6 protein-coding genes are annotated in these 5,030 nt (G+C 31.0%); 3 read left to right on the top strand and 3 right to left on the bottom strand.

What is annotated here, in order from left to right:
- Nucleotides 1-64: 64 nt before the first annotated feature.
- The 3 genes from RWQ73_RS07570 to RWQ73_RS07560 form a co-directional block, all read right to left on the bottom strand.
- Nucleotides 65-1,003: an IS3 family transposase gene (locus tag RWQ73_RS07570; protein WP_314407759.1), complete on the bottom strand. Its 939-nt coding sequence runs from the start codon at nt 1,001-1,003 to the stop codon at nt 65-67.
- Complete coding sequence (locus RWQ73_RS07565) at nt 934-1,485, bottom strand: transposase (protein WP_314407756.1); 552 nt, start codon at nt 1,483-1,485, stop codon at nt 934-936. The genes RWQ73_RS07570 and RWQ73_RS07565 overlap by 70 nt, the downstream gene beginning before the upstream one ends.
- Before the next feature lie 76 nt (nt 1,486-1,561).
- Nucleotides 1,562-2,425, bottom strand: a complete 864-nt coding sequence (locus RWQ73_RS07560) for an ROK family protein (protein WP_314407755.1) — start codon at nt 2,423-2,425, stop codon at nt 1,562-1,564.
- Between the two features lie 239 nt (nt 2,426-2,664).
- On the opposite strand from RWQ73_RS07560, the gene manA reads away from it, so the two are divergent.
- The 3 genes from manA to RWQ73_RS07545 form a co-directional block, all read left to right on the top strand.
- Nucleotides 2,665-3,612 carry a mannose-6-phosphate isomerase, class I gene (gene manA / locus RWQ73_RS07555; protein ID WP_314407753.1) on the top strand — a complete coding sequence of 316 codons (948 nt, stop codon included), beginning with the start codon at nt 2,665-2,667 and terminating at the stop codon, nt 3,610-3,612.
- A 311-nt stretch (nt 3,613-3,923) separates the two neighbouring features.
- Nucleotides 3,924-4,802, top strand: a complete 879-nt coding sequence (locus tag RWQ73_RS07550; RefSeq protein ID WP_314407752.1) for an N-acetylneuraminate lyase — start codon at nt 3,924-3,926, stop codon at nt 4,800-4,802.
- An 83-nt stretch (nt 4,803-4,885) separates the two neighbouring features.
- A partial coding sequence (locus tag RWQ73_RS07545) for a hypothetical protein (RefSeq protein ID WP_314407758.1) occupies nt 4,886-5,030 on the top strand: 145 nt, incomplete at its 3' end.

The raw sequence follows: 5,030 nt of genomic DNA, 5'->3' as shown, positions 1-5,030 counted from the left end.
CCCAAAAAGTTAGACTTAGGATAGCGTAGTAGTTGTAATGACTGCTACGCTATCTTTTTTATATTTATACAGTCATATGTTTTATTCTATATTGCTTAGGACTTAACCATCCTAGTTTCTCTTTTATTCTCTCTTCATTATAGTATTTTATATATTTTTCAATAGCTAATTTCAGTTCCCTATAACTATTATATGTTGTTCCATAGTATATCTCTTGTTTTAATATTCCGAAGAAATTCTCCATTACCGAATTATCCAAACAATTTGCTTTTCTAGACATACTTTGGTAAATACGTTCTTCTTTTAACCTTTTCGAGTATGCCTTCATTTGATAAGCCCATCCTTGATCAGAGTGGAAAGTTCTCCTATAAGGGGATTTAGCTGTGACTTTAATAGCTTTTTCTAGCGCATCCATTATATTTTTAGCTGATGGGCTCTCACTTATACTATAGCTTATTATCTCACCATTATACATATCCATAAATGGATCTAAATAAAGTTTCTTTACTACTACTTTACCTTTTTCATTTACTTCATAATATTTAAATTCAGTTGTATCTGTAGTGATTTTTTGATGTGGAATATTAGTATTGAATCGTCTTCTAATTCTATTCTTAGCTGTTTTTCCAATTTTTCCTTTATATGAATTGTATTTTCTACTTTTTCTAGTGAATGATGTAACCTGTAAGCCTAATTTTTGTATAATTCTTTGAACTTTCTTTTTATTTATTATATATCCTAAATTACGTAATGCACCATATATACGTCTATAACCATAATCTTTGTTATTCTTTCTTATTTCTAATATTTTCTCTTCAATTTCTTTATCTGGATTAACTCTATCGAATCTCTTCTGCCAGTACATATATGTTGCTTTTGGCATTTTCGCATATAAAAGAAGGTCTTTAAGTATGAATTCTCCTCGGAGACTGCTTATAATTCGCGCCTTCTTTTCATTTCTGCTTCTTCCGCTAAACGCAATCTCCTCGCTTCTTTTAAAAATGCATTTTCTATCCTTAGTTGTAGTAATTGATCTTCTAATTCTTTTACATATTCTTTAGATATATTATCATTTGTGGTTTGACTTGTTTTCTTACTTAACTTTTTAGTTGATTTAGCCATTGAAATTTCCCGACCTTTCCTTCGCTCTCTCAATGCATCAGGACCAGCTACTCTGAAGAGATTAACCCAGTTACAAATAAGTGATGGATTATTTATACCTTCTTGTAAAGCAATGTCATTGTACGAGAGTTCACTTGTTAAGTATAATTCTACAACAAATATCTTTTTTTCGAAAGAATATTCTTCATTTTTTCTTGAACGACGTAAGGCTTCATCTCCATATTTCTTATATTTGGCAACCCAAATTTCAATATTACTATGAGATTTTATATCATACTTTTTCGCTAATGGTATGTATCCAATACTTCCATTTAGGTACTCTAATACTACTTTCTTTTTTAATTCAAATGTATATTTTGACATAAAAATACCGACCTCCAAAAAGTTAGATTTTTGGTCTAACTTTTTGGGGTCGGTACAGATTCTTTTAGGTTTTATATTATTTTTTTACGAATGGACTAATCGCTCCGTAAAGCGCAGCATCATTACCTAATTCAGCCGCTAGGAACTTAGTTTTATTGATTTTAATTGGGTGAAGTTCACGAACTTTTGCTTCTAATTTATTTAATAAATAATCTCCTTGTGCAGATACAGCTCCACCAATAATTATGTATTTAGGATCTAAAATACATAATAGATTAACTATACCGCGAGCAACTTCGTATAACCATTCATCAAGTACTTTAAGTGCAGTAGAGTCATCGCGTTTACAAAGGTCAAAAAATTCAATAACGCTTAAACCTTCGTACATTTCAGCTTTAATTTTGCGGTCTAGAGCTATAGTAGATGCACGTTGTTCGTATGTAGTGTCAGTATCCGCGTCATAAACAGATTGTCCGATTTCTCCTACACTGAAGTTTGAACCAAATGGTAAGCTAGTTAAGTAATAAGCTCCTCCAATACCAGTTCCTAAAGCCATGCAGAATACTTCATCAAGACCTTTAGCTCCACCTAACCATTGTTCCCCAAGTAACGCACAGTTAACATCGTTATCAGCGTAAACATCAATACCTAGACGGTCTCCAAAATCTTTTTTAAAGTTTGTCCCTAAATAATTTTTAATAGTTGGAGCAGAACGGATAACTTCCATATTTACATTATCGATTACTCCAGCTGCAGAAATACCTGCGGCAGAAAAGTTATAGCTTTCGCGAATTTTGCTAGCGATTCTAAATAGTTCATCCGTAATTTTTGTTGTTACATTGTCTGGTGTTTTACAAGTTTCATAGTGAATAATTTTATAGTTATCATCAATAACTGCAAACTTTATACTAGTACCACCGATATCTATTCCTAAAAACATATATATATACCTACCTTATTATTTATTAAATTCATAAATTGGATAAAATCATCAACTTATGAAGATGCTGTCAACGTTATGTTATCATAAAAGAGTACTTTTGAAAATAGTTTGTAAGAAATTTCTTATAAGATTTTTTGAATAAGGTTTTATAACTTTATTATTAATGTTATAAGTTATATGTTATAATGATTTGGTAAGAAATAGTTGAGTAATAAAAAATTATATAGGAGAGCGGAATGGATAAAATAGTATTTTTAGAGCCGGTATTTTGCGAAAGGATTTGGGGAGGAAGAAACTTAGAAAGTTTTAACTTTGATATACCTGAAGGGAATATAGGAGAAGCGTGGGTTGTTGCGGCTCATGATAATGGTAGTTCAAAAATAGTTAACGGAGAACTAGCAGGCTTAACGTTAAAAGAAGCTTACGCTAAAAACCCACAACTATTTACAGAGAAAAAATATGATAAATATCCTTTATTAATTAAAATATTAGACGCAAGTGATAATCTATCGGCACAAGTTCACCCAGAAGATGATTATGCACGCATTAATGAAAATGGTGAGCTAGGTAAGACAGAATGTTGGTACGTTCTAGACGCTAAAGAAGATTCAAAACTAATATATGGACATACCGCTAAAACAAAAGAAGAGTTTGATGCGGCTATTGATAATGAAGAGTGGGATAAGCTTTTTGTGGAAGAAGGTGTACAAAAAGGTGATTTCTTCTATATTCCAGCAGGAACTTTACACGCTATTGGAGAAGGTATATTAATATATGAAGTGCAACAAAACTCTGATACAACATACAGGGTATACGACTACGATCGTGTAGGCAAAGATGGTAATAAACGCGAACTTCATATTGAAAAAACTAAAGATGTAACAAAAGTTCCATTTAAAAAAGTAGCTACGACTAGAGAAGTAGAAAACAAAGAAGGGGCTACTATCACATACTTAGCTGACGAAAGATATTTCGCCGTGTATAAACTAGATGTTTCAGGAAAAGTAACATTAGAGAAAAACAAAACAGGAAACTTATTTACTGTACTAGAAGGTAGTGGAGTGATAAGAGTAGGTGGAGATAGTTTCGATGTAAAAAAAGGAGATAGTTTTATCTTAACAACAGCTTGCGATACTTTTGAGCTAGAAGGTTCTATGTTCTTAATAGGTAGCTACGACAAATAATTACACAATAAATTAAAACACAAGAAATTCAAAAACTAGAATTAACTATAGTTTTTGAGTTTCTTTTTTTATTTTTAAAATACATAATGTGTTAAATAAATGATAGTTATCTATACAAGTTATTTTTAATTATTTTTTTGGGTTTCTACAACAGGACAAAGACAAACGTTGTTACATCAATGTTTATAGACGGTAAAATATTTTATATAATTTAAGCGTTTTCTATTGACAAAATAAAGAAAACGTTTTAAAATGAAGGTGTATTAAAATTTAATGTGTTAAATTATTTTTAAATAACGGAGGACAAAAAAATGAAAGATTTAAAAGGTATTTATTCAGCATTACTTATTCCTTTTGATGAAAAAGGTGAAGTGAAAGAAGAGGGATTACGCCAAGTAATTGAGCACAATCTTAATGTTTGTGGGGTTGACGGTTTATACGTTAACGGAAGTAGTGGGGAAAACTTCCTACTAAACACAGCACAAAAAAAACAAATTTTCAAATTTGTTAAAGAAGTAGTTGGTGATAGAGCAAAACTTATTGCACAAGTAGGTTCTTTAGACTTAAATGAAGCGGTAGAATTAGCAAAATACACAACTGAATTAGGATATGATTCATTATCTGCAGTTACACCATTCTACTATCCTTTATCATTTAAAGAAATCAAAGATTACTATGAAACAATTATCAATGCAACTGATAATAGCATGATTCTTTACTACATTCCAACATTAACTGGGGTGAAAATCAGCTTAGAACAATTCTCTGAATTACTAGATAATGAAAAAGTTATCGGTGTTAAATACACTGCGGCAGACTTCTATCAATTAGAAAGATTCAGAAGAAGATTCCCAGACAAATTAATTTGGTCTGGATTTGATGAAATGTTAGTTCAAGCTGCTATATCTGGAGTAGATGGAGCTATCGGTTCTACATATAACGTTAATGGTAAAACAAGCAAAAAAATCTTTGAACTTGCTAAAGAAGGTAAAGTAGAAGAAGCTTACGAACTTCAACACAAAGCAAATGATGTAATTGAAAAAGTATTAGAACTTGGTTTATACCAAACATTAAAAGAAATCTTAAAAGTAAAAGGTATAGATGCAGGATATTGTAAAAAACCTATGAAAGTTTTTGATCCTGAAAAATTACCAGAAGTAGAAAAATTAGTTAAAGATTATAATCTTTAATACAAATAAGGAAAGTGAAGGAAAAATAGTCGATTCGACTAAAAGCCACATTATAAAAAATTAATAAGTAGGAGGGGAGTACCATGGACAAAATAGGATTTGGTACGTTAAATAGTATAGTTTTAGTAATTTATCTACTAGCTATGCTAGCAATAGGTGTGTATTTCACTAAGAAAGCAGGTGAAAGCACGGACGAATTCTTCAAAGCCGGAGGGAACATTCCATCTT

The organism is uncultured Gemella sp., assembly GCF_963525875.1.
In the GTDB taxonomy this organism is placed as follows: Bacteria; Bacillota; Bacilli; order Staphylococcales; family Gemellaceae; genus Gemella.
The sequence above is the reverse complement of the archived record's forward strand: the minus strand, read 5'-3'. Positions and strand labels throughout refer to the sequence as shown.